This is a genomic window from Roseibium porphyridii, from assembly GCF_026191725.2.
GTDB classification, from domain to species: domain Bacteria; phylum Pseudomonadota; class Alphaproteobacteria; order Rhizobiales; family Stappiaceae; genus Roseibium; species Roseibium porphyridii.
Genome location: NZ_CP120863.1, coordinates 5,159,013 through 5,183,636, shown reverse-complemented (window position 1 = coordinate 5,183,636; position 24,624 = coordinate 5,159,013). Strand labels below are relative to the sequence as shown.

Below are 24,624 nucleotides of genomic sequence, written 5' to 3'. Positions count from 1 at the left end.
ACAAGTCACGGGCAAGCGCCCAGCAAAAAAGATAAAGCAGGAACAGGTATGTCGGGGGACGAGGCCAAAACCATGACAGCAGAAAAGGACCAGGACCCGCCAGTCGTTTCAACGGCGGATCGTTCTGTGTTCGCGTCCGTCAAGAGATGGCTTCCGGTTGCCGTGCTCGTTGGACTGATGGTGCTGGCATTTTCGCAAGGGCTGCACAAGCAGTTGACCTTGTCCAACCTGATCATGGAGCGACAGGAACTTGCGGCCTTCGTCGACCAGAACATCGTTCTGGCGATTCTCGCCTATGTCGCGATCTACACCATTGCTGTTGCACTTTCCTTTCCCGGTGCATCGCTCCTGACGATTGCCGGTGGCTTTCTGTTCGGCTGGATAGTCGGTGGCTTTGCAACGGTCTTTGGCGCCACGATCGGTGCCTGCGCGCTGTTTCTCGTGGCCCGTTCATCGATCGGCGAGGTTCTGACCAAACGTGCAGGGCCGTTCTTGTCGAAACTTGCCGAAGGGTTTCGCAAGGACGCCTTCAACTATCTCCTGTTCCTGCGGCTGACACCCCTTTTCCCCTTCTGGCTTGTCAATATTGCGCCGGCGATCTTTCAGATGGCTTTGCCGTCTTACGCGCTGGCGACCTTTATTGGTATCGTTCCGGGCACTTTTGCCTTCGCCTTTATCGGGTCCGGGCTCGACAGTGTCATCGAAGCCCAGGAGGCTGCGGATCCCGGCTGTGCAGCTGCCGGCACATGCCAGGTCGATATTTCCGCACTCGTGACACCGCAGTTGCTTGCCGCCTTTTTCGCCCTCGGACTGGCCAGCCTCATTCCCGTTGTCATGAAGAAATTGCGCGGGCGGTGAGAAAGCGGATCCCGGATGAAAAACCGAGCCAGGCCTTTCGGGCATGCCGACCAGATCGTGCCGAGCACCAAGTACACGGCTTGATCCCTCCCACCCTAGCCAGGGCAATAAAAACTCAATTAAATGGATACTGATATGGCGAATGTGCTGACCCCGGATATTTGTGTGATCGGTGCCGGTTCCGGTGGCCTGTCGGTTGCGGCCGCTGCAGCTGCATTCGGGGTCGACGTTGTTCTCATCGAAAAGGGCCTGATGGGCGGTGATTGCCTGAACTATGGCTGCGTACCGTCAAAGGCGCTGATTGCCGCCGGCAAGGCGGCGCAGGCAAACGTCAAGGGCGAAAAATTTGGCGTCCATGCAGGCACACCACCGACCATTGAGTTTGCCGAGGCAAACGATCATGTCCGCAATGTCATCGCCGCAATCGAGCCTCACGATTCGCAAGAAAGGTTCGAGGGCCTGGGTGTGACGGTTCTGCGCGACGAGGCAAGATTTACTGCGCCCGACACAGTTGTTTCAGGGGAGACGGAAATCAAGGCACGCCGTTTTGTGGTGGCAACCGGCTCAAGCGCGCTTGTTCCTCCGATCCCCGGCCTGGACGGCGTCCCCTACCTGACCAATGAGACGCTTTTCGAGTTGCGCGAAAAGCCGGATCACCTCGTCATAATCGGCGGCGGCCCGATCGGGTTGGAAATGGCCCAGGCGCACAGGCGGCTGGGCGCGAAGGTGACTGTCTTTGAGGCCGCAAAAGCTCTTGGCAAGGATGATGCGGAACTTGCCGGGGTCGTGCTGGCGCAGCTGAAAAGCGACGGTGTCGAAATCCTGGAAGAAACCGGCGTTGAAGCAGTTTCCGAAACGGACGCTGGTGTGACGGTGAAAGGCAAGACCAAATCGGGTGAGGAGATCGAGGTTTCGGCTAGCCACTTGCTGGTTGCCGCTGGTCGCCGTCCGAATGTCGACAATCTTGGATTGGAGCAGGCAGGTATCGACTTTGACCGGCGCGGCATCAAGGTTGACAAGGGACTGCGCACGACCAACCGCAAGGTCTATGCAATCGGTGATGTTGCCGGTGGACTGCAATTCACCCATGTGGCGGGATATCAGGCCGGTCTTGTCATTCGGTCTATCCTCTTCAGGTTGCCGATTGCCATGAACGATGATGTTGTTCCGTGGGTTACCTACACCTCTCCGGAACTTGGTCATGTCGGTCTCAGCGAAGCTGACGCGCTCAAGAAGCATGGCGACAAGATCAAAGTGCTCACGGCGGAATATGACCGCAATGACCGGGCTCTTGCCGAAGGGGAGACGATCGGAAAGCTCAAGCTGATTGCCGGACCCGGCGGGCGGCTGCTGGGTGCCGATATCGTCGGTGCTCAGGCCGGGGAAATCGTCAACCTCCTTTCGCTGGCTGTGTCAAAAAAGATGGCGATGAAAGATCTTGCCGGGTTTATCTCACCTTATCCGACCCTGGGAGAGCTGGTGCGCCGCGCCGCAATTTCCTACTATGCGGATGCACCGAAAAATGTTTGGGTGCGCCGCGCAATCGGTTTGCTGCGCAAATTTGGATAGTCGATTGCTGCAAGGGCCGCGTATTGGCCGACGAGTTTGGGAAGATCAGACATGAAGCATGAGGGCGCACCGCAAGGGTCGGTTGTCCCATCCAAAGATGAAGCCGGCTCCTCCGGCCAGAGCGATCTTGTCGGTCGCTATATGTTCGGTGGCCTTTCGGGCAAGCTGTTGATGATGACGGTGCTGTTCGTCATGCTTGCCGAGGTATTCATCTATGTTCCGTCGATAGCAAACTTCCGCAACACCTGGCTGATGGATCGCTTGACGACCGCGGGCGTGGCCGCCTCCGTTCTGGCGGAGACCAACACAATCGCGCCGCGGCTTCAGGAAGAGCTCTTGCGCACCACGGGCGCCGTTGCGATCTCGCTTGACCAGGGAACGCGCCGCAGCCTGATTGCCATGAGCGACGTGCCCGGTGACGTCGATGTTGTCATCGATATGGCCAACGTGACCCCCTGGGCATCCATTGTGGGCAGTTTCGAGGTGCTCTTCTATCGCGGCAACGGTGTCATGCGGGTGATTGGCGCCGGGCAGATGGGGCACACCGAGCGTGTCGACGTCGTGCTGCCGATTGCGCTTCTTCAACAGGACATGCTGGCCTTTTCCGGGCGCATTTTGGCGTTGTCCCTGGTGATCTCCGTTATCACGGCAAGCCTTGTCTACATCACGCTGCGTGCACTCTTCATCAGGCCGCTGCGCCGGCTGACGCGGTCCATGGAACGCTTTGCTGAAAGTCCTGAAGACAGTTCGCGCATCATGCGCATTTCAGGCCGTCGCGACGAACTTGGGGACGCGGAAATCCGCCTTGCCGCCATGGAAGAGGCCCTTTCAAGGGCGTTGCACCAAAAGCAGCGTCTTGCCGATCTTGGTCTCGCGGTTTCCAAGATCAATCACGACCTGAGAAACCTTCTGGCCTCCGCGCAATTGTTCCTGGAACGCCTGGAACATGTACCCGACCCGACGGTCAGCCGACTTGCTCCAAAGATCCTGGCAACGCTTGACCGCGCCGTCGGTTACACGCAGGCCGTCATGTCTTACGGCAAGGCCCAGGAAAGCGCTCCGCAACGCAGGCTCCTTGCGTTGCAGCGGGTAGGGGACGATGTCGCCGACGTGCTTGGTCTGGTGGATCATGAGAACGTGGCCTTTGAAAACAAGGTGCCGGTCGAAATCGAGATCGACGCGGATCCTGAGCAGATTTTCCGTGTTCTTCTCAACCTTGTTCGCAATGCAGTTCAGGCCCTGGAAACCGAAAAAGACGAAACGCTGGTACGGCGGATCACGCTGGAAGCCGAGCGCAGGGGAACATGCGTTCATGTGACCGTATCCGACACCGGCCCCGGCATCCCGGACAACATCAAATCGGCGCTCTTCAAGGCATTTCACTCCGGGTCCAAGCAGGGTGGCATCGGGCTTGGCCTGGCTATCGTTGCGGAGCTCCTGAAGGCACACGGCGGCAAGATCAAACTCGATGACACAAGGCCCGGCACCTGTTTCTGTCTTGAAGTGCCCGATCGTGCAATCTGAGGCGCAGGCTGTGTACAATCCCTGGCTTCAAGCGGTGGATCGAAGGAAATCAAGGGCTTTGCTTGGGATGTGACAATTCCTTGAAAAAAAGTTCAAAAAGTTCCTTGCATTCCCCGCCTGTCCGCAGTAGGTAAGCGCCCTGTCCGGGGCACACAAAGCGGCCCTGAACACCGCAAGACGATCATCTGAAAATGCCAGTCTGGCCGATGATACGATCTTCGCCCTATAAGCACCGGTAGCTCAGCTGGATAGAGCACCAGACTACGAATCTGGGGGTCGGGGGTTCGAATCCTCCCCGGTGCGCCATATTTCCCATGTTGAACGTCAGACGAAATTGACCTTCGCGTCATAAACTGAGTCAGCGTCCCCATTTTGCTTCCGCGGACTGTGTCGATTGATCTGACTTCCCATTCAGAAAATCAGGTCTGATTTGCAGGTTCAGACGGCGAAACCGCCTGTTCTGCTGATCTGCCACGTGGTGAACGCGGGAGGGGGCGAGGCAATGCTATTCGACAAGGGTAGTGTGGCCCACAGGCGCAGCCGCGGACACGGCCCTGTCTAATGGGGTTGCCTGTAGGGAAGGGCGGCGGCTTCCCCTTGACGGCCAGGGGCGTTTGGCTTGCCCAAATCCCGCTGGCCCAAGAAGTAAGAGCGGCGGGACCATCGGCTCCGACTCAATTCATGTCGCAATGCAGAAGATGGCCGGTCAGAGCCCTTTGTGGCCCGGCTTCATGTTGTGTAATAGGCTCGTCTCAGCCCCACGGGCGCAGAAGCCCAAGGATCGCGCTGGGACGGTCGATCATGGGCGCTGCATAGGTGTTACGGTTAAGGCGTCCCAGGTGTCTTCTTGTGTTCGCGCGGCCTGCAAGCTGTCCCAGACCTCTGCCACAAAGGGGTCGGCCGCGGCCATCTCGGAGACAAGCGTGTCCCAGGCTACCCGGAGGCTGTCCAGGGTCTCGGGGCTGTAAAGGCGGACGTCCACGCCCTGTTCTGCCATTTGCTCGACGGCGGCGGCTTGTGAGTATTCCATCCGCAGGACCGAACGCATCGCGTTGGTTCTGGCCGCCATGTCGATGATCGTGCGCTGGCTGTCTGTCAGGCCGTCCCAAACGTCGCGGTTGATGACCAACTCAATCATCGTCGAGGGTTGGTGCCAGCCGGGGAAATAGTTGAAAGAAGCCACGTCCGGAAAACCAAGCGCAAGATCCACCTGGGGAAAGCTGAACTCGGTCCCGTCGATGACGCCACCTTCAAGCGATGGAAAGATCTCTCCACCTGCGATCAGCACGGTATCCGCACCCAGGCTTGCCAGCACTTCCGAGGCAAGCCCGGACCAGCGCAGCTTGAGCCCGGCAAAATCGTTGGTCCCTTCGATGGGTGAGTTGAACCAGCCGCCCGATTCCATACCGGTGAAGGTTAGTGGCATAGTCACGAGGTCAAAGCCCGCATCGTCATACATGCGCTGATTGAGCTCGAGCCCGCCGCCTTCGTAGAACCAAGCCATATAATCGAGCGCTTGCGGCCCGAACGGCATCGACGTGAAAAACGACGCAACGGGCAAGGACCCATGAAGGTAGGCCGCAGCGGTATAGCCCGCTTCGATCTTGCCGTCAGAGACCGCTTGTTGAATGTCGAACGGTGGGACAATCGCACCAGGTTCCGCCAGCTCGATCTGGATTGTCCCGCCGGAGGCTGCCTCGACCTCTGCTTCGAACTGCCGGATCGTATTGATGACGGGAAGGCTGGTCGGAAAAGCCGATTGCAGGGTGATTGTGACATCCTGCGCAAGGCTCGGCCCGCTCATGGCCATAAAGGGTAAGACAGCTAGGGCCAGTTTGGTCATCTTTGTCATGTCGTCCTCCGGGATTGGTGCGTTCGTTTTTTGAGGTGCGCAATTGTCGATGCGGCGCATTGGGTCATGCTATTTCGAAGAGCTGGCTGATGAACTGGATCTCGCCGCGGATGCCTGGATTTCTGTTCTGGATGTAACCGCGTTTGATTGTTCTTATCGTCTCGATCCCGCTCAGTGTCGTTTTGGCTGATTTCAAAGACTGAAAGCTCTGACGATACCCAAACAGCGGCTTCATAGCGGCATGATCGCTCTCGTTCCGGTTGCTCCGCGACTTTTTGTCGATCATGCTCGGCTACTGGCTGTACTATCACTGACATCTCTACCTCAAATTCGCGTCTTGAAATGAGCTTCCGCTACAACTCTAAAGATCGCAAGGGCCGGAAAAGCTGGCCTTGGCGAAACGCGCAGCATCACGCAATTTGGGCTCAGAACGGACCTTTTATGCACAAGAGAGCAGAGACTGCTTCGCGGACTTTGCTGCCGTAGGTTCAATGGTTGTTGAGGACCGGTCTCAGCCCAAAGCGGACATGACGTTTGCCGCCACAGCATCTGAGCGATCCGAAAGAGCCCGCGAAAAGCGGTCATTCGCTGCGGATGTGGTTTTGCAATCGTTTCGAACTAAAGGAGACATTATGCAGCACGCTAGACCACTGATATCCTGAGTTCCGGAATGGCTGGACAAAACCGATCCGCCAGACGTTGGTCACTTGTTACCAGTAGGTAGTCTCGCTCAATGGCCTGCGCCACAATCCAAAGGTCATTTTCATCTACTTGAAGGGTTTTGCTGGAAGCTCGATCCGACCAATCTTCCAACCATCTCGGTATGCGGCGTGACATATCTAAGTAGTGATCTGCAAGCCGAGACTTGACGTCTCCGTAGGCCTCGGAAGTGTGGCGGCCGACTTCTGCTAGCGGAAATGATCCAGCTTGAGTGAGGATTCTGCGGATATTGGAGACGTCTTGTCCAAGGCGTTGAGCCGCTTCCATTCCGTAGCGAAGCTCCGCCAAAACAATGGCTGAGAGATAGACAAGGTCAGTTTTTCCAAATGCTTGGGCACGAGCCTCAACGGCGTTGTAATTTGGGCGTCGAGGATCAAACAGTACGGACACAAAATTCGTGTCGAGAAGAATGTGGTCCATCAAGCGATAAACCTTGCAATTGCGTCATTCTCTTCATCAGGCACGGGTTTGAACACATCAAGCACCCAGCTTCCACGGTTGGTTTTTTCGTCGCTTGTTAGTCGTTCATATAGAGGAACATATCCCTTCGTATCCTCCGGTAACCAGCCTTGAAAATTATGTTGAACTGGCCGTTCATGGCCGTCAAAAAAGGTGAGTAGTTGTCGCTCGAGGCGCGGCGGAAGATCATAACCGTCTAGGATGAGCGCATCGATCCACAAAAGGAGGCTATTCAGTCTTTCGTTGTAATCATCGTTGGAGAGCAGTGTTTGCTGCTGTTGGTCAATAGCATCTTGATACTCAAGAACTGCTTCCTTGATCGCTTCAGTATCCAACTTAGTCGGCAACGGCATGCTTGAGAGCATCACGTTGGTGAAGTCGTGATCAGTTGAGTGTTCAGTGACAAATGCATTAGCTAATGGTCCATTAAGGACCGCTGCGAGCACATAAATATCATACTCAGCGGAAGGCCAAACTCCAATGAACTTCTGGGATGCCCAAAGTCCATTCTCATCAGCCGCTGCGGCAAGTCGCCAATGACCTCGAGAAACACGGCTTTTATTAATAAGGACCTTCGGCGCATCCCAAGGCCTCCCCAAAGGTCCTCGTCTGTAATTTTGAGCAGGATCTGAGTTGAGCCAAACTGGATTTCTCAGACGGTATGGAGCAAGGCTGTCGATGGGTCTATAGACCCCGCGCTTTGCCATTGGTCCCGGTTCGTCTAATACACCAGCCCTTTGAGAACGCCATTCCAGACCCCGAGCAATTTCCGCGTAGTTTCCCAGCCGTGGGTTGTCTTCAAGATATGTCCATAGTGAGGCCAGTTCCCCGATCCATAAATCACCTGTCTGTGCGGTCCGAAATACTTGGCGTGTTGACGTCACCGCGCCACAAGTAAGGAATTTCTTTCCGTCTGCATCCGACACAGCTTTCGATGTTAGTCTTACAGGTTTCGAAATGTCTGCTTTTTGTCGGCGGTCCGTTGCGATTACCAGAGCACACGGAAACGAAGCTTTTTCGAAGATTCGATCAGGTAGCGAAACCAGCTCGATGCTTTCAAAGGTGGCTGCAAGCCGCTTTCGAAGCTTTTTGTATTTGCTCTGCTGAAGTACACCGCGTGGCAACACAAAACCGAGGGCCTCCGGTGCGGCGTCTATGGCGGCGCTAAGCGCGACCATTCCTTTAGACGGCGAGGTAGTAACGGCTTTCGGATAATCATTTCTTTCAGCCTTCGAAAAGTCTTCAAATGGTGGATTGCAGAGAACGATGGTTGAGTCCGTGAGGAACTCTTCGAGTTCGTTCTGCTCAAATAGGTCTATCGAACCCACGTGCCAGCCATTGGCGTTAGGGTAATCGGCCAAAATAAGTGAAAGCGTTGCAACTTCGCACGCGAATACGTCGAGTTCAGCTCCTATCAGACGTTCCACTAAGAACTGATGACGCCGTTCTGCAGACCAACTGTGAGGCAATAGATCACGAAGTTCACGAATGGCTGCAACTAAAAATATACCAGCACCAGCAAAAGGCTCAGCAATCCTCACAGCTTTAGGGTCGAAGCGTGATAGATTGATCCGCCGGAGCACATACTCTGCAATTGACCGGGGCGTGCTATGCGTACCAAAGAGCTTTCGGGTATCAGCGGTTACCAGTGTATTTTCATAGACAAATGCAAGACTGTCCGAGGATATGTTCCGCAAAGTAATCGCGCTTCTCAATCGCGCCCAAGCTGCTGAAACATGATCTGCTTTGACATTAGCCACGTCAGCTCCAAGGAGCTTGAGACCGTAGTAGCCTTGTATTCCTTCCAAGACCGTTTCTACATCATCAGCCTCCCAACCTGCGGCCGCTGGGTGCTCTCGGTCAATGAGGATTTTTGCAGCAAGCAAACGGAAAGTTAGCCGGAAAGCTGCTTTTTCATCATCTTGATCGCTGTTCTGGGGCATTAGTAGTTCGAGGACTTCTGCCATAGTTTGGTGGAGCTTAAGCTGCACTTCTTGCTCAATCGCAGGCAGCAAGCCCAAATCGATAAAATCAGTCTGAACTGCATCGCGGGGAAGGCTTACGGATTTTGCCCGATGTAACGCCTGTGGGCTCCAAATTTCGCGATTGCGTGCGAACAGGTCGGGCAATTTCTCAACTGGCAGACGTTCGATGAGACGAGGCGCATTGCGTGCGTCCACTGCCCACACCCCAACATCTTCATCGTCAATGGAAAAAAAGATGGGAGCGCCAAGAGCTCTGTTTGCCATGATCGCGGAGGCGCTGTTCGGTTCATTCTGAACAACCCCAAATGCTGCTGACCGAAAGGATTCAGGTGTTTGAGTGAAGGCTGCAAGGGCAACCGTTCGAGTGGTCGCGCCTTGTTCGAGTACATCTGCAAAACTATAGGCATGATGCATCGCCTCGGCTTCATAGCCGATTTCACGAAGTCCACTCTTTATGGAGGCAAGCGCGTTCATCGAACCTGCACCGCACGAAACAATGGAAACTGGTCGCTTTGATCTTGTGGCGAAAATTCGGCCTCCAAAACGTCGAGATGCGGATCAAGACGCAGGAACAGGGTATCTGCGTCATCACTACCCACGCGGACCATACCCTCTGGGACTATCTCGCCGTGCTCCATGGCACGGAGAGCAAGCATGGAGCCACGCAGTGTTGGAAACGGAGCACCGGAAAAGAGATCACGCAATGCGTGGAGTAGATCTTTATGAGCTTGCAACTCAATTTTAAACTTCTCTCGCAAGACGACAGCCAACCGAAGCAACAATACTGTCTGCCAGCTATAAAGAGCTGGGCGACCCGGCCCCTGTGCTTCGACGTCTGGTGGTACAAGGTCGCGCCGTTGTGACCACTCACGCAACTGGTTGGCGGTCAAATCAGTAAGTTTCTGGACCTGTCCTGCTGCGATCATGAATAACCCTTCTCAACTGGTAGAAGTCCGTTGCCTTGCTTGAGTGGGTACAATACCCACCTTCATTTCTTAAGCGGTTATGGTGACCACTTCAAGTTCTGATGTTGAATTTAGGGAAGCTCTGGCCAGGTCACGAGGATACACAATTCCCAAAATTGGGGTCGTCTAAAGCGCGTGAATGGTTCTGGTTCGACTAGGGTCCGCTTCGAAGAAACTGCATTGCAGCATCGGAGGCTGCGATCAACGACAGCTTCGGGGCCACATCGAATGAGATTGGTAGTGCCGTCTACGAGTTTGCAAAGTCCGGTTCCTGCGCACTTCCGGCATTGATACACGGTGCAGTAATTTGCACTTTGGGCTCGAAGTGGACGTTTGTTGCACGAGACACCAATGACCGCTTTGGGCCGAAATCTACCGCGAACTCGTTATGGGTGAACGTCTGCTTCTACAACTTTTTTGGACGCAACCCGTCATTCCGCATGCGGTCCCCAAACTGTCGTTATGTAGTCGATGCTTCAGAGCCACTGGTTGCACTGCTGCATTCGCAGCGAGGCGAAGACTACCGTGTAACCAAGCAGAAGGAGTGAGTCATTCGCGTGCTGCGGACACACCGCCGCGCGCGCTTGCAGAGTGAGAATGCGGATGGCTTGCCGTGCCGGGATGAGGATCGGAGAACAGACCTTCGACGCCCATCGTGGAGAACCGCAATGTCCAGACAAAAACCCAAATCTGGCACCCGTCGCGCCTAGCTGGGTTCAAAGGCGCTGACGTAAGATCGTCTCAGTCTCAAATAGCCTCCTTTCACATAGTCCGAAGACAAAAGCAGTGTGCCTGAGAGGAGCCCGGTGAGGTGGGCGCCGATATGGGGGGGCCATTCGAGACTGCTTGAAAAGACCGAGCCAAACAGAGCTTCATATCCAGTTTTTGCGAACAGGAGGCCGAGGCCAACAAGCCATATCCGGCTGCGTGTTTCACGCCACATTGCAATCATCGTGACCATGTAAAGCGCATTCAGGATTGCCGATAAGCCACAATAGAACTGTGTCTTGAGGTCACCAAGAAACAAGACGGAAGAAACCAGGCTGCCGGAAAGAACGAAGCAACCCAATATGAGCCTGCGCGCACCACCATGCGGGGAGGTTTCATAAAGAAATCCGAGTGCGATCAGGGCACCGACATTCATGAGTAGATGCTGGTGGTCCAGGTGAACGAAATGGCCAGTCACGAGCCGCCAGACCTCTCCGTTTTCAATCAGCTCCCGGTCATAGATGAGAGCCTCAGGTTTACCGCCGAGTACAGCGAAGAAAGCCAGGCAAATCGCAGCCAGGGCGAAGGAAACCCATGGCAGCTTTGAGCCGCCATGGGAGAGAGAGGAAAGAATACCGGTCATCATGCGTTCCGACGGCGCATTTTGAGGCCGATGGTCAATGCAGAGAGTGCCAACAGCAGACCCAGGATGCCCAGTGATCCGGAGCCGCCGCCACCACCACCCGAGTGGCTTGGTTGGTTGCCCTTGAACATTGGCTTCTTCGTGTCGACACGGGTCGATTGGACCGGCTTTGACTTGCGCTCCTGTTGGGCAACCTGCTCGGTGGCAAGACGCTCTTTGTTGGTCTGGTCAATCGCAAGTTCTTCAAACCGCGCTTCTTCAACGATCAACATCGACGTATAGGGAGACAGAATTCCGTATTCCTTCGACGTGTCGACAATGGACGTTTTCAGGTCCGCGTCGGGGCCAAGAAGAGCGAGGGTCTGCATGTCCTTTTCGATTTGCGCATAGCCCCATAGACGTTCGATTTCAGGGTTGCGTTTGGCTGTTTCGGGAAAGGTGAAGCTGGTTTCGTAACTGACAGGAGACCCTGAGATTTCGCCAGTGAGTTTGAACGAAGCCTCGCCGTTTCCCCAATAGTGACCAAACAGAACCAGCTGCTCACCGCGATAGAGCGACGGATTGTTGCGCCGCCTGATATCGTTGATACGCAGCGACCCGTCCTTCTGTGTCAAATCCAGTTTCAGGCCATGGAGGGCTTCGTGCGTAACCTTTGATGTTGCCTGCAGGAGGGTGCCGACAATGTCGTCAGCATTCGAAACTCTGAGCGCAAAGCCGCCGGAAGCATCCGTCATCGGTTGAAGCAAGGGTTCATTGGCGCTGTTGCCCATGATCGCAGTGAACAGACGAACATCCTTTTGCTGCGCCAGCTCCAGGAATTTTTTGGTCTCCGTGGTGCCCACATTTGCAACGCCGTCAGTCACCAGGACAATGGCGCCCGTGCGATCGGAATCCAGGGCATCGAGACCTCTCTTCAGTCCGGCATAAAGGTTGGTGCCGCCACCGGCTTGAACGCTGTGGATGCTGTTCAGCGCATGTGTGATCTGGTCGGGGGATGCCGGAGTGAAACCGTTTGTAAGCTCAGTTGTATCGTTGTTGAAAAAGATGATCCGGAATCGGTCTTCTGGCCTTAGTTTTCCGAGCGCTTTCGCGACGCCTTCGCTCAACGTTGCGATCTTGCCTCCCATGGATCCTGACTGGTCCAGAACAAAGATCCAGTCACGCCCTTCGGTGATAGGCTTGAGATCCATCCCCGGCGTTAAAGTCAGCATGAACGTTCCGCGACCGGATGGATCTGTCTTGTAGGGCACCAGATCGACGCGCGCCGGTTGATTTTGCGCTTGCCGCCAATAGACGACGATGTCCTGATCCAGTGTCACTGGGATGCGGCTTGCCGTTGCTTCGCCCTCGTTGATGCCGGTTTCATCGATGGGCTGGGACGGTTGCAAATCCAAGTCGGCGTCTTTCGCCAGACCGTCTGCCAGGTCCGTATTACTCATGTGAATGCGCCAGCTCCCATCCTGCTCCTGTGTAATTTGAGCTCCAGGGTGCTTCGGCAGGCGAACGGCTTCGACCGGATAATCCGTCCGCAAATGCAAATCAAAACTGAACGTCCCGGTTACGGTTTGCTTGGCGGTCCAGAAGGCGAGTTTTTCCTCGTCGACGCCGCCTTCTTCGAGCGGATAAAGGTATCGGCCAATACCTGTGTCGAGTTTTGCCGGTTGGATGTAAGAGAAGCGAATATCAACGTCATCATTGCCGCGCACCGGCCAGACACTGATGTCGAAAGTCTTGTAGTCATCCTGCTCCGCAAGCGCGGTGTTCCGGCCTGCCTGTTTCTCACCTTCATAAATTTGACGGGCCTTTTCCTTGTCGACGACCTCGGCCGATACCGGTTTTCCGTCAATCCAGTAGGTAAACTCCGAAACAGCGGCCTTGTGCGGAACTGGAAACGAATAAGTCGCTTCCATGTCACTTGTGTGCGGATTGCTGAACGTTTGATTGACCGTGGTCATCACGTAACCGTCTTCCACCACCACACTCACCCTGTGATCGAGAAGATCCAGCGACTGCGATTGATCAGATGGCGTGAGCAGGCCAACAGCATTGGCCGGTGATACAGCTGAGACGCTCAAGCAGAGCCCTGCAGCAAATGCCGTTGCGGCACACCAGTCTCTTGAGATCTGAACCATGATGAATACTCCCGTTCGTGAAGTTTCGAAGTGCAATGACTGATAATTGATCAGTGCTCATTTAAATAAATTGAACGATGTTCAATTTCAAGATAAAATATGAACAATGTTCATTTTTTTGATGATTCTTGGAGAAAGACGTGGCCCGACGGTCTGATCATACGCGCGAAGAGCTGTGGTGGCTTGCCATAGATGCATCAAGGAAGATCGTTGAAAAAGAAGGCCTTAGAGGCCTTCGTGCCCGACAGATTGCGCGTGATATCGGGTATACGATTGGGACTTTGTACAATTTGTTCGAGGATCTCGATGATCTCATCATGCATATGAATGGGGAGACTTTGGATCAGCTCATGGAGGCAGTTTCAAAGGTCGAGCTCACACAGAACCCGACTATGGACCTGGAAAGGCTCGTACATTGCTATTTGAGTTTCACACATGAATACCCAAAGCTGTGGAACGCGATCTTTGAACATAAATTGCCCGAAGACCGGCCGGTGCCCGAATGGTTTTCAGAGAAGGTCTCCAGGCTGCTTGCCATCATCGAAAGCACGCTCGCACCCATTCTGTCGGATCAAAGCGAAACCGAAATTCATCAACATGCACGTGTTTTGTGGATGAGCCTTTTTGGCATGACTATCCTGGAAGGCTCCGGTCGACTTCAAGACGGTGAAACCGCGTTTACTCTGGCAAAAACACTGATCAAGACCTATGTCGACGGCCTGAAAAGCGAACAGAATATGAGCGTCAGCAATGGGCTTTGAGCGATGACGACGCAACCAGGCCGCATGTCAGAACAGGACCAAAACGGACGTTTCTTGGGAATTCGATGCACGACGGAAAGGTGGGTTTTGTTGGTGTGCGTCGAACGTCCGGTCGGAAAGAAATTTGGATTTAGCACCACAGCAAATCAGGGGACTGCATTGCCCTCATGCGCTTGATGTCTCGACCTATTGCAATGGAAGCCGGATATCTGTTCTCAGGTCTGACGACGGCGTCGCTCTTGGATCATTCAGATATACCTCTAGTGGAGGCAGATCACGTGGTTCCAAGCCAGAGTTAGGCAGCCAATTTCCATACAGCCAATCATAAGCTGACTTGAGCGTCGGATACGGTCCTGTGTGTTCCAGAACAGCATATTTTCCGCCGCTGACATCGAAATAGTCAAAACCATTCAACTGGTCTGGAAATCCACTCAGGATTGAAACTGCAACATGAGACCGTAGCTCTGCATCCGGTTTGGATTCTGGCAGATCGTGGTAGATGCAAAAAAGCTCGCCAACGTTATCCATCAGAGAATTGGCCATGAGCGAGCAGCCTAGTTTTTTGAAAGCGCTGCCAATCAGCCGGTAAGGACCAATGTGTGCAACGCCTGCCGCTTGAGCGCCTTCAAATTCCATCACGGTGACAGGATACATACCGTCTTCTTTGGGATTTACGGTCAAGAAACTGTTGATCTTGTTGCCTTGCTCGCGAAATGCGTTCGGGGAAACACCGTGCGTGAGTTTGAAAGCACGGGAAAAGCTCGCCAAGTTCTTGTAGCCAACTTGCTCAGCAATAGCCCGAACAGGAGTGTTATCCTCAATCAGCGCATTGGCTGCCTTGTTCAGCCGCAGCCTTCGCACAACTTCGGACAATGTTTCACCCGTCATTGCACGAAAGACACGGTGCCAGTGATACCTGGACATGCAGGCTACATCGGCGAGTTTGTCGAGGTTCAGATCCTCATCCAGGTTCTCATAGATGTAGGATAGGACGCGATTGAGCCTATCTTCATATCCAACAAACGGGCGGTCGTCCGCTGCCATTCCAATATCTCCCGAATTTGCTCCGAAAAACATATTTCGGGTCGAGTATGCTTGTATTGCTGAATCTGAATTGTTCGCGACGTCTTAGCCGCCATTTGTGCCCAACGCTACATCGGCCGAAATGAGCGCACGGCCGACCTTCGCCGCACAATGCACGAAGGTCCGAATTGTCCGGTCACAAATACTCTCTCTCGCAAAAGGTAACTTGGCGGCGTCGGCAGTTTATGAGCCATTTTGGATCAATGACTAAGGTGCCCCGAATGGCGAAACTGCGCGTCGCTCCAATTCAAATGACCGGTCCATTTGTCTGGGTCGATCATCTGGTCTGTCGCAGGCACCGCGTCTGCGAGGTGCTCAATGTTGACAGTTAGATTGCGAAGATTGCGGCATAGCTTGCCAGCATGACCGATGCTTCCCTGCGGCTGAGCGTGAAACCCGTGCGCAGGAAGAACAGCGACGCCGTTGTCGCTAGGATCATGACCGGTATCCAGAAATCGAGAAAACTTTGCGCCACAGCCACAGGAGCGACAAAGGCAGCGCCTCCGATCACGAGGCTACCGTTGAAGACATTGCTGCCCAGAATCCCGCCGAGGATAACGCCGGATTTTTGCCTCAGAGCTGCAGCAACACAGGCAGCCATCTCTGGCAAGGATGTACCGATTGCCACAACCGTCAGTCCGATCACGGCATCGGATGCTCCGAGCATGCCGGCGATTTCGACGGCGGCCTCTATGAACACATGCGCCCCGACAGGCAGTGCAACCAACGCAAGGCCGCACTTGGCAAGGCAAGGAAACAGACCCTTTTCGCAGGTGTCCGGAACCTCATCCCGGAGTTCAAGGCTGCGCCACCGCAGGGTCAGGTAGGTCAGCATTGCCATGACCAGCAGCAGCGCATCCATCCTGGAAACAGACCCGTCATACGCGGTTGTCCAGAATAGAAGCGCTCCAACGAGCATCGCACTGCCGTCGATCCGAAGCACATCCCGGTCGATGGTCAGAGGTGCGATCAGTCCGGTCAAGGCCAAAACGAGCAACAGATTGGCTATATTGCTGCCAACTATATTGCCGACCGCGATATCGGGTTTGTTGGCCATCATTGCGTCGGCCGCAACAAAGAGTTCAGGAGCGGATGTTCCGAAGCCCATGACGACAAATGCCACGACAATCGGAGAGACGCGCAGCCGGTTGGCCAGGCCTGCAATCCCGTCAACAAGCCAGTCACCACCATAAAAAAGCAGGGTGCAACCAGCGACAAGGAACAACATTTCCATCAGCATCAATCGGGTGCTCCGAATTCCAGGCTATCGGGCAAATAATTGAAGAGTTCCAGTCGGGGAGGTTTGCCGTTTCCCAGTCGCAAGGCATTCAGGCTGGCCGGAGCGACCGGTATCACGCAAGCAGGAGCAAGACCGAGGTAGCGCTGCAAGATCGCGCGGATTACCCCACCATGGCAAACGACAAGCAGGTTCTGGCAGGGGGTTTGGCGCTCATCTTCGATGACAGAGCAAATGCGGTCTGCGAAGGCGTCCCACTCTTCGCCTCCAGGCGGTGCGAACGTGCCCGCGCGCCATCCAAGATAGGCAGCATCGTCTTCGGCCCGAATGTCATCGATCGGGCGCCCGGTCCAGTCCCCGACATCAATTTCCCGCAGGCCTTCCGTGAAACGAGGTTCTTCCGCGCCTATTCGCTGAGCCGTTTCGGTTACCCGCCTGAGATCGGAGGACACCGCCCGGCAGTGGCCAATGCCTGTGATGACACTCCGCAGTGCATCGGCTTGCGACTTACCGAGTTCGGACAACCCGATATCGGCCTGTCCCTGAAGACGCCTTGAGGCATTCCATTCTGATTGTCCGTGTCGTACGAGCAGCAGTCGCATCAGCCCAGCCTCTCGCCAGTGCGGCTAAACCAGCAATCCGGTTCAGGCGGCAGTGAAAACTGAACTGTGTCGCCAATTCGCATAGGTGGCGCGCTGTCCACGATGGCTGTCAGGCGCAGGCCATCACGCAAGCCCGTAACCATGGTGCGTCCGGCAATAGCGCTGGTTTCAACAAGTTCCATTGGCAAGGTCATCGCGCTTTCCGTCTCGCTTACCGACATCTTTTCGGCCCGGTACATAGCCAGGCAATCATCTGAGGGCGGGGACAGCTGCATGGCCCGCCCGCCGACCTTGTAGCCACTTCCGTTCTTGACCACAGGGACCATGTTGTTGGGAGGTGTGCCGACAAATGTCGCAACGAATGCGGTTTCAGGGGTGTTGATCAAATCGGCAGGCGTTCCGAATTGTTGCACCGTGCCGTGGTTCATTACCGCAACATGGGTGGCCATCGTCATGGCTTCAATCTGATCATGTGTGACATAGACAGTCGTTGCGCCGGTTGCGCGATGCAGACGCATCAGTTCGGTACGCATTTCGACCCGAAGTTTAGCATCGAGATTTGAAAGCGGTTCGTCAAACAACAGAACAGACGGTTTGGGTGCAATTGTGCGGGCAATGGCAACCCGCTGTTGCTGGCCGCCCGAAATCTCGTTTGGATACCTGTCGGCCAGTTGATTGATTTCAAGCAGGTTCAGAACTTCGTTGATCCGTGCCGCGCGCTCGACCTTCGGCATCTTCATGACCTTCAACGGCCACTCAACATTGCCGCGCACGGACATGTGTGGCCAAAGTGCGTATGACTGGAAAACCAGTCCCGAATTGCGTTTCGCCGGATCGACAGCCCAGCTCCGATCTCCGTCCGACACGGTCTGGCCGTCAAATATGATTTGCCCTTCAGACGGCAATTCCAGACCTGCCAACATGCGGAGCAAAGTTGTCTTGCCGCAACCGGATGGCCCCAGCAGAACAAGGAAAGCGCCATCGGGGACCTTGAGCGATACATTTTTAACAGCCTCGAAAGCACCGAAGCGTTTGCACAGATTGCAAATTTCCAGCATGGACTACCTTCAGTTCTTCAGCCAGGGCTGCGATTTGGCTTGTAGCCAGTTTGCTATCAGCGTGGCTGCGATGGATATGAACAGGATGACGACTGTGATCGCGTTGGCGAATTGTCCGAACCCTTCAGACGCATAGCGATAAGCCAGAACAGACAGTACCGGCATCGTTGGCGTGAAGAGCAGAACAACCAGCGACAGATCACGGATGATTTTCACAAAGATCAAAATGCCGCCCGCCGTCAGGCCGCGTATCGCAAGCGGCACGGTGATGGCAGACAACCGGCGGGCAAAGCTTGCTCCCGTGATGCGTGCGCTTTCCTCCAGTTCGCCGCCAACTTGCTGGATGACGGCGCGTCCTGTCTGCACCGAAAAAGGCAGCAGATACGCAGTCGCTGCGATCACGAGCAACGCGAAGGTTCCATAGAGCGCTGGAAACGGCCCGATAGGAGCACCCAGATAAGCGATGTACGCAGCACCAAATGCGATCCCGGGCACCAACAGTGGAAGAAAGCTGACCTGTGTGATGACAGCCGACATCCAGCCCTTGCGAAACCGAGCTGTGGTGTAGGACGCCAGGAGCCCCACGAACATGCCCGTGAAGGCCACTGCCAGGCCGAGACCCAGGGTAACGGTTAACGCCCGCACGATATCTTGGTTGTGAACAATGCCCGGAATGCCCTGTGCGATCGACTGACTGCTCGGACCGATCCAGTAATGCAGCGTCCAGTTTGAAAACAGATTTGCAGATGATGGAGCAAGGCTTGACGCGGACAAGATGACGACCGGCAGAATGGTGGAGCTGATCAGGATCACCATGGCCACGGCGCAGAGCGGCCAGCGTGCACTACGCAGGTCGAAACGTTTTGCACGTCCTCCCTTTCCGGTGATCGTGGCATAGGACCTGCGCCCCGACACAATCCGGTTTCCGGCCCAGAGGAAAGCGCCGGATATGAGTACGAGCAGAATGCCGATGACATAACCTCTTCCAACCTGACCTACCTCGATCATGCCGAACAGGCGGGTCGACAGGGTTTGCATTCGAACCGGCAGTCCAAGCAGCGCCGGTGTTGCGAAATTTGAAACCGCACCGGCAAAACAAAGCGACCCTGCAGCGACCAGGGCAGGGGTCGTGACCGGCAGAATAATACCCATAAGGATCCGGCCACCTTTGGCTCCCGCGATCTGTGCAGCTTCCACAAGGTCGGAGTTCACGGTGGCGAGTGCTGCAGCGATAATCGTAAAGGCGAGGCTGAAATAGTGCAGGGTCAACACGATTAGCGTCGGGGTGATGCCCCATGCCAGCCAGTCCGGAATATCCAGACCCATGCCTTGCAGCCAGCCAACCTGGCCTCCGACCCTGTCATTGCGGAAGAGTGCGCCCCAGGCGAGAGCTGCCGCGAAGGACGGAATCATAAATGGCAGCGTGGCCATGACACCGATTGTCTTGCGGAACGGCACGTTGGTCATGACGACAAGCCAGGCAAGAAAACCGCCGAGAAGGACACAGCCTGACGCCACCACAACGCCGATCAGAAGTGTGTTGCCCAGTGGTTTATAAAACAGATTGGTCGACAAGCGCCCCGTCAGCACGTCCGACCACGCTTTCACGGTGTCAGGCTGCAGCGTGAACAGGACTGTTCTGAGAAGCGGCAAAACGATCAGCGCGATCAACAGTGCAAGCACGACAGTTTTCAGCACCGTTCCGTGCTTGAAAAGCACACGTCTTCCCTGCCTGTTCATGGTGACATCCACCATCAACGTCATCCTTGTTGGTCATTTCAGGGTAGACAGGAAACAGGCGTATGGCCACGCCTGCTCCTGGTCGGGGAGTTTTATTGCAGTGTCAGGATCAGGTCGCCGATTTCGGATCTGATCTTGGCGGTCTCGTTCGGTGCAATGCGCCAGGCGGTAAAGTCGCTCAGTGAAACTGCGTCCGGGTGCGGCGGGATATCAGTGCGTGTCACGTAATCGCCGGCAACATAAAACGGTGCGAGGCCTGCACCACCGGTCTCACTTTCGTCTCCCATCAGGAAATCGATCACAAGCCGTGCTGCGGCAGGGTTGTTGGGTTCTGCGGCCAGCGCAAGCACGGCAGGAAAGATGATGCCGGGTGCAGGCTCTACACTGTTGGCCACTTGAAGCGCCCAGCCTTCTTCCTCGTTGTCCCGGCGGTCGGAATAACTGGTGAAGCCGACAGGTGGGTTTTCCTGCCCCTTTGCGCCGACAGCCACATTCACATCATCGGTGGAGCCGACAAGGATCACATCGTTTGCAAAGAGATCCATGATGAATTTTTCACCGGCATTGGCAGCATCTCCGAGTTCAATTGCTTTTCCGAATTGCTCTTCATAAGCGGCGGCCATTGCGTCGGAACGCAATACGATTTCTGTCATCAGATCGAGGTAGTCACCTCTTTGCAGGGGATCGACCATGACCACCCGGCCGCGCCAGTCGCCGGTTGTCAGTTGCCAAAGATTCGTGACCGGCGCACCGTCCGGGTTGGCTTCTTCGTTGTACATCAGCACTTTGGTCGACAAACGTTGCGCCAGCAGCGGCGATTGGTACTCCTGCGGGACACGATCGGCGACGCGCGGCGGCACAAAGGGTGCGATGATGCCGGTCTCCAAGAGTTCTGTCAGTACGACGGGAGTATCGGAAATGTAGATAACGTCGGCATTGGTGACGCCAGCCTGCGCTTCCGCCTGGAGGCGTGCGATCTGTTCTGTGGACGAGATGTCGAAACCTTGCAGGTCAATATCTGGATAGGTCTCTTCAAACGCGGCCTCCACTTTGCCTATCCGGCTGGTAAAGGAATAAACGGTCACTTTGCCTTCCTCCTGGGCAAGTGGCAGCAGTTCCTCAGGTCCCATTTCGTTCAGATGCCCATCAGCCAAGGCAGCTGAAGACAAAAATATACCGATCACGCCGAGGCGTGTTGCTCCGAGAACATTCATGTATCCCTCCCTAAGGGTTTCTTTCGTTATTCAAAACGCTCGATCAGCTGTCCCAGTCGATCGAGTTTTTTCAGCGATTCCTCTTTCGCTGTCAGTCCGGCCGCGATGACGATGGCGTTGCAGATTGTCATCGGTACGGTCAGGGTCTGGAAGGCATCCTGATCACCTGAGCGTGGTGCGGCCAAAAGGCGGTCGGGGCGCGGCGTTAGCAATGCGCCCGACTTGCCGGAAATCATGACTGTCTTTGCACCCACTTCTTTTGCGGTTTCCATCAACGCCGCATAGCCGCGAGGCGGTCGACGGAAGGCAAAGCTCAAAACAGCATCGTCTGAATCGAGACCCAGCATTTGTTCGGCGAGGCCGCGCGGATCTGTATCGAGCTGGTGGGTGTCTTTGCCGAAACGGCGGAACCGTTTGACCATCATGAGCGCGAGCACTTCCGCGTTGCCGTAGCCATAGACAAAGATCCGTCTCGCGCTCATCAAGATCTGTGCAGCTTCTGCGATCTGCTCCGGTGTAATGAATTCTTCGATCCGTCCGAGTGCCTGAGTTTCTTCCCTGGCCAGTTCGCCAAGAATTGTATCGGACGTGCTCTCTGCGATGGTTTTTTCAAACCGGGTTGCGGTTTCGCGGGTAGCGATGAATTCGTCGCGCAATGCGTCACGAAAGGCTGCGTAACTTTCAAACCCCAGCTTTTTGGCAAGGCGCGACGCCGTTGCTTCATGAACGCCTGCGGCCCGGGCAAGTTCACCGGCCGTGCCGAGCGCTGCGGTTGTCGGGCTGTCGATCACGTTCTCAACGAGCCTGCGCTCACTGGGTGTGAGTGTGGTTGCCTGATGTGAAATTTTCTCAAACAGCGACATGATCTTCCTTCGTCAATCTGCAAGTAAAATTGCATGATTCAGATTCGATTGCAATATTACTTGCAGATTCATTTTTCCTTCCGATACAGAAGGCCCCGATTGTCTTCAGCCGATTGCGGGTCTAGCGTGACAGTCTGGGTGGAGTGGCAATTTGAGTCGCTTGTGACCCTAGAACCTTCACCACTTTGCAAGTGAGGCCGCAATGGCGCAGCTCCCCAATTCTCTTGAGGCTCGAGATACGGCCTTTCAGCTTCATTCTTATGCCAATGCTCGCCGACAGGAAGAAACGGGCGCAATGGTGATCGAAAAGGGTGAAGGGATCTACGTCGAGGACATTTCCGGCAAACGATACATTGAGGGAATGGCCGGCCTTTGGAGCGTCGCGGTCGGGTTTGGCGAAAAGCGTCTGGTGGACGCAGCAACACGGCAGATGGAGAAGCTGCCCTACTATCACACCTTCACATACAAGACCCACGGGCCATCGATCGAACTTGCTGAAAAGCTGATCGAGATGGCGCCGGTTCCAATGTCGAAAGTGTATTTCACCAATTCCGGATCAGAAGCGAATGACACAGCGATAAAGCTGATCTGGTACCGCTCCAATGCGCTCGGCCAGCCGGACCGCAAGAAAATCATCTCGCGCGTGCGCGGCTATCACGGTGTGACGATTGCATCCGCAAGCCTGACGGGACTGCCCAACAACCACAAATCCTTTGATCTGCCGCTGCCGCAGGTCCTGCACACCACATGTCCGCACTACCGGACCATGAAAAGAGACGGCGAAAGCGAGGCCGACTTCGCCCGGCGCTGTGCCGTGGATCTGGAAGACCTGATTCTTTCTGAGGGGCCGGAAACCATCGCCGCTTTCTTCGCGGAACCTGTCATGGGTGCGGGCGGTGTCGTTGTGCCACCGGACGGCTATTGGCAGGCCGTACAACCGGTCTTGAAGAAATACGGCATCCTCTTTGTTGCCGACGAAGTTATTTGCGGCTTCGGCCGCACAGGCAACATGTTCGGCACGCAGACTTACGGCCTTGAACCAGACATGATGACCCTTTCAAAGGCCCTCTCGTCATCTTACCAACCGATTTCCGCGTTATTGATCAACGATGCTGTCTACCAGACGATCGCGGACGAAAGTGACAGGATCGGCGTACTGGGCCATGGCTATACCGGAAGCGGGCACCCGGTCGCGGCAGCGGTCGCACTGGAGAACCTAAAGATCATCGAGGAGCGCGACCTTGTCGGTCATGTGAGGAACGTTGCACCGGTTTTTCAAAAACGTCTGGCCGAGCTGGGAGAAAACCCGCTCGTGATCGAAACCCGCGGTGTCGGTTTGATCGGCGCGGCGGAGCTTTCCCATGACGCCCTTGCGCAGACGCCGGGTGCGCTTGGAGCAAGAGCCAATGCCGCGTTTCAGGAAAAGGGTCTGATCTCCCGTGCCATGCTTGACGCGATGGCTTTTTGCCCGCCATTGATCATCACAGAAAACCAGATCAACGAGCTTTTCGACATTGCAGAAGCAGGTCTCAAGACAGTATCGGACAGTCTGAAATGAGTTGGTCCATCGTCGGAACGATCAGCGGCACGTCCGCGGATGGCATCGATCTGGCTTCCATTGAGACCGACGGCCAGCGCGTGACGAAGTTCGGCCCGGCAACAACCACTTCCTATAGGCCTGAAACGCGCCGCAGTGTATTGGATGCCGCTGCAAAAAAGGGGACGGACCGGGAGCAGTGGCCTGAAATTGCAAGGGCTGTCACCGATGGCCATGCCACGGCAATCCAACGTTTCTTGAACGACAACAAACTGTCTCCTGACGCTGTCGTGTTCCACGGCCAGACTGTGTGGCACGATCCAAAGGCAGGAGAAACGATACAGCTGGGTGACCCGCAGTCTCTGGCTGATGCGCTGGATCTGCCTGTGATCGGTGATGTGCGTCTGGCCGATATGGCTGCCGGAGGAGAAGGAGCGCCACTGGTACCTGTCTATCATCAGGCACTTTGCAAGACGCTTTTGGGTGAGCGCAGGGAACCGCTTTGCTTTCTCAATATCGGCGGTGTGTCGAACCTCACCTACATTGAGGGTGAAGACCTGTTGGCCTTTGATATCGGGCCTGGCAACGCATTGCTCGATGACTGGATAAACCGCCTCGGTGCTGGAGAATATGATGCTGGCGGTGAGATTTCCAAAAAAGGCACTGTCGACGAGAAGCGGCTGGCCCGCGCGCTCAATCATCCGTTTCTTTCCGAGCCTGGGCCAAAGTCTCTGGATCGCTACAGTTTTTCCGGAGAATTTGCAGATGGACTGGGTCTGGAAGATGGTGCAGCAACCCTGCTTGCTTTTACGGCCGAAGCCATAGCCAAGGCCGAGACATTGTTGCCGCAACCTGCAAAGCTCTGGCTGGTCTGTGGCGGTGGGCGTCACAATCCTGTGCTGATGAGCGCGCTGTCGGATTTGCTTTCAGGAGAAGTTGTCTCCTCCGACGATCACCACATCAATGGAGATGCGCTTGAAGCACAGGCGATGGCGTTTCTGGGTGCTCGTCTGAAAGCAGACTTACCTACAACATTTCCAGGCACCACCGGCGTGAGCCGGCCCACCATTGGCGGGAAGCTTTTTCATCCGATGACGTAACCAGACAGATGACG

The 24,624-nt window shown here is 55.2% G+C and carries 20 protein-coding genes and 1 tRNA gene; 7 read left to right on the top strand and 14 right to left on the bottom strand.

The window, feature by feature from the left end:
• Nucleotides 1–48 precede the first annotated feature (48 nt).
• From K1718_RS23820 to K1718_RS23805, 4 genes are all read left to right on the top strand, one after another.
• Nucleotides 49–858, top strand: coding sequence for a TVP38/TMEM64 family protein (locus K1718_RS23820; protein WP_152503450.1), 810 nt, complete (start codon nt 49–51; stop codon nt 856–858).
• Nucleotides 859–993: 135 nt separating this feature from the next.
• Nucleotides 994–2,427 carry a dihydrolipoyl dehydrogenase family protein gene (locus K1718_RS23815; protein ID WP_265680602.1) on the top strand — a complete coding sequence of 478 codons (1,434 nt, stop codon included), beginning with the start codon at nt 994–996 and terminating at the stop codon, nt 2,425–2,427.
• A 51-nt stretch (nt 2,428–2,478) separates the two neighbouring features.
• The gene (locus K1718_RS23810) at nt 2,479–3,951 is read left to right on the top strand and encodes a sensor histidine kinase (RefSeq protein WP_265680603.1); all 1,473 of its coding nucleotides are present in this window, start codon (nt 2,479–2,481) and stop codon (nt 3,949–3,951) included.
• Between the two features lie 229 nt (nt 3,952–4,180).
• Nucleotides 4,181–4,257: transfer RNA gene (locus K1718_RS23805), tRNA-Arg, on the top strand.
• Between the two features lie 493 nt (nt 4,258–4,750).
• Here K1718_RS23805 and K1718_RS23800 read toward each other — a convergent pair.
• The 7 genes from K1718_RS23800 to K1718_RS23770 all read right to left on the bottom strand — a co-directional run bounded on the left by K1718_RS23800 (nt 4,751) and on the right by K1718_RS23770 (nt 13,415).
• Nucleotides 4,751–5,803, bottom strand: coding sequence for a TRAP transporter substrate-binding protein (locus K1718_RS23800; RefSeq protein ID WP_265680604.1), 1,053 nt, complete (start codon nt 5,801–5,803; stop codon nt 4,751–4,753).
• Nucleotides 5,804–5,867: 64 nt separating this feature from the next.
• On the bottom strand, nt 5,868–6,089 hold the full coding sequence (locus K1718_RS23795) for a DDE-type integrase/transposase/recombinase (RefSeq protein WP_265680605.1): 222 nt from the start codon (nt 6,087–6,089) through the stop codon (nt 5,868–5,870).
• A gap of 356 nt (nt 6,090–6,445) precedes the next feature.
• Nucleotides 6,446–6,943, bottom strand: a complete 498-nt coding sequence (locus K1718_RS23790; RefSeq protein WP_265680606.1) for a PIN domain-containing protein — start codon at nt 6,941–6,943, stop codon at nt 6,446–6,448.
• Nucleotides 6,943–9,441: an N-6 DNA methylase gene (locus K1718_RS23785; protein WP_265680607.1), complete on the bottom strand. Its 2,499-nt coding sequence runs from the start codon at nt 9,439–9,441 to the stop codon at nt 6,943–6,945. The genes K1718_RS23790 and K1718_RS23785 overlap by 1 nt, the downstream gene beginning before the upstream one ends.
• On the bottom strand, nt 9,438–9,893 hold the full coding sequence (locus K1718_RS23780) for a MerR family transcriptional regulator (protein ID WP_265680608.1): 456 nt from the start codon (nt 9,891–9,893) through the stop codon (nt 9,438–9,440). The genes K1718_RS23785 and K1718_RS23780 overlap by 4 nt, the downstream gene beginning before the upstream one ends.
• A gap of 745 nt (nt 9,894–10,638) precedes the next feature.
• Nucleotides 10,639–11,286 (bottom strand): rhombosortase, encoded by a 648-nt coding sequence (gene rrtA, locus K1718_RS23775; protein WP_265680609.1) that lies wholly within the window; start codon nt 11,284–11,286, stop codon nt 10,639–10,641.
• Entirely contained in the window at nt 11,283–13,415 is a 2,133-nt protein-coding gene (locus tag K1718_RS23770; RefSeq protein WP_265680610.1) for a VIT and vWA domain-containing protein, read from the bottom strand. Before K1718_RS23770 ends, rrtA begins: the two co-directional genes overlap by 4 nt.
• A gap of 140 nt (nt 13,416–13,555) precedes the next feature.
• On the opposite strand from K1718_RS23770, the gene K1718_RS23765 reads away from it, so the two are divergent.
• On the top strand, nt 13,556–14,176 hold the full coding sequence (locus tag K1718_RS23765) for a TetR/AcrR family transcriptional regulator (RefSeq protein ID WP_265680611.1): 621 nt from the start codon (nt 13,556–13,558) through the stop codon (nt 14,174–14,176).
• 186 nt (nt 14,177–14,362) lie between these two features.
• Here K1718_RS23765 and K1718_RS23760 read toward each other — a convergent pair whose 3' ends face one another.
• The 7 genes from K1718_RS23760 to K1718_RS23730 form a co-directional block, all read right to left on the bottom strand.
• Nucleotides 14,363–15,220, bottom strand: coding sequence for an AraC family transcriptional regulator (locus K1718_RS23760; protein ID WP_265680612.1), 858 nt, complete (start codon nt 15,218–15,220; stop codon nt 14,363–14,365).
• Between the two features lie 367 nt (nt 15,221–15,587).
• Nucleotides 15,588–16,499: a calcium/sodium antiporter gene (locus K1718_RS23755; RefSeq protein ID WP_265680613.1), complete on the bottom strand. Its 912-nt coding sequence runs from the start codon at nt 16,497–16,499 to the stop codon at nt 15,588–15,590.
• A complete protein-coding gene (locus K1718_RS23750; RefSeq protein WP_265680614.1) occupies nt 16,499–17,098 on the bottom strand; it encodes a histidine phosphatase family protein in 600 nt (199 codons plus the stop codon). The genes K1718_RS23755 and K1718_RS23750 overlap by 1 nt, the downstream gene beginning before the upstream one ends.
• Nucleotides 17,098–18,156, bottom strand: coding sequence for an ABC transporter ATP-binding protein (locus tag K1718_RS23745; RefSeq protein WP_265680616.1), 1,059 nt, complete (start codon nt 18,154–18,156; stop codon nt 17,098–17,100). The genes K1718_RS23750 and K1718_RS23745 overlap by 1 nt, the downstream gene beginning before the upstream one ends.
• Before the next feature lie 9 nt (nt 18,157–18,165).
• Nucleotides 18,166–19,911 (bottom strand): ABC transporter permease, encoded by a 1,746-nt coding sequence (locus K1718_RS23740; RefSeq protein ID WP_152503288.1) that lies wholly within the window; start codon nt 19,909–19,911, stop codon nt 18,166–18,168.
• A 77-nt stretch (nt 19,912–19,988) separates the two neighbouring features.
• Nucleotides 19,989–21,026 carry an ABC transporter substrate-binding protein gene (locus K1718_RS23735; protein ID WP_418068142.1) on the bottom strand — a complete coding sequence of 346 codons (1,038 nt, stop codon included), beginning with the start codon at nt 21,024–21,026 and terminating at the stop codon, nt 19,989–19,991.
• 110 nt (nt 21,027–21,136) lie between these two features.
• Nucleotides 21,137–21,973 (bottom strand): MurR/RpiR family transcriptional regulator, encoded by an 837-nt coding sequence (locus K1718_RS23730; RefSeq protein ID WP_152503286.1) that lies wholly within the window; start codon nt 21,971–21,973, stop codon nt 21,137–21,139.
• A gap of 202 nt (nt 21,974–22,175) precedes the next feature.
• On the opposite strand from K1718_RS23730, the gene K1718_RS23725 reads away from it, so the two are divergent.
• Both K1718_RS23725 and K1718_RS23720 read left to right on the top strand, forming a co-directional pair.
• Nucleotides 22,176–23,531: an aspartate aminotransferase family protein gene (locus tag K1718_RS23725; protein WP_265680618.1), complete on the top strand. Its 1,356-nt coding sequence runs from the start codon at nt 22,176–22,178 to the stop codon at nt 23,529–23,531.
• Complete coding sequence (locus tag K1718_RS23720; protein WP_265680619.1) at nt 23,528–24,610, top strand: anhydro-N-acetylmuramic acid kinase; 1,083 nt, start codon at nt 23,528–23,530, stop codon at nt 24,608–24,610. Before K1718_RS23725 ends, K1718_RS23720 begins: the two co-directional genes overlap by 4 nt.
• Nucleotides 24,611–24,624: the final 14 nt, after the last annotated feature.